The following is a 606-nucleotide window of genomic DNA, read 5'->3' as shown; positions in this document are numbered from 1 at the left end:
ATCAAACTCTCCATGAAGTGTTTGACTTGCTCTTGTTTGACGAAGCTTGCGCTTCATTCGTTTTTTGTATCCCGTAGGATACGTTTCTGCCTCATCGTTCAGTTTTCAAAGTTCGTCATGTTTGTTTTGAAAATGGTGGGCCTAAGTGGACTCGAACCACCGACCTCACGCTTATCAGGCGTGCGCTCTAACCAGCTGAGCTATAGGCCCGTCAAAGCAAACAAGCAAAAAAAAATAATGGTGCACCCTGAGAGATTCGAACTCCCGACCCCTTGATTCGTAGTCAAGTACTCTATCCAGCTGNCCCGTCAAAGCAAACAAGCAAAAAAAAATAATGGTGCACCCTGAGAGATTCGAACTCCCGACCCCTTGATTCGTAGTCAAGTACTCTATCCAGCTGAGCTAAGGGTGCATATGATGCGGTCGAGAGGACTTGAACCTCCACGATGTTGCCACCACTAGGCCCTCAACCTAGCGCGTCTACCGATTCCGCCACGACCGCATAATATGAAATTATCTTTTCCCTATTATATAGGAAATAACATGGTGTGTCATGCAGGATTCGAACCTGCGACCCTCTGATTAAAAGTCAGATGCTCTACCAAC

At 46.4% G+C, this 606-nt stretch carries 3 tRNA genes; all 3 read right to left on the bottom strand.

The features are described 5' to 3' along the window. Positions 1 to 133: 133 nt before the first annotated feature. The 3 genes from DFG60_RS13575 to DFG60_RS13565 all read right to left on the bottom strand — a co-directional run bounded on the left by DFG60_RS13575 (position 134) and on the right by DFG60_RS13565 (position 502). A tRNA-Ile gene (locus tag DFG60_RS13575) sits at positions 134 to 210 on the bottom strand. 125 nt (positions 211 to 335) lie between these two features. Further along, positions 336 to 412 (bottom strand) — tRNA-Arg (locus DFG60_RS13570). A gap of 6 nt (positions 413 to 418) precedes the next feature. Further along, a tRNA-Leu gene (locus DFG60_RS13565) sits at positions 419 to 502 on the bottom strand. Positions 503 to 606 lie beyond the last annotated feature (104 nt).

The sequence above is a fragment of the Exiguobacterium flavidum genome (genome assembly GCF_003344535.1).
Lineage (GTDB): Bacteria > Bacillota > Bacilli > Exiguobacteriales > Exiguobacteriaceae > Exiguobacterium_A > Exiguobacterium_A flavidum.
This window is presented reverse-complemented; position numbering and strand designations above follow the sequence as displayed.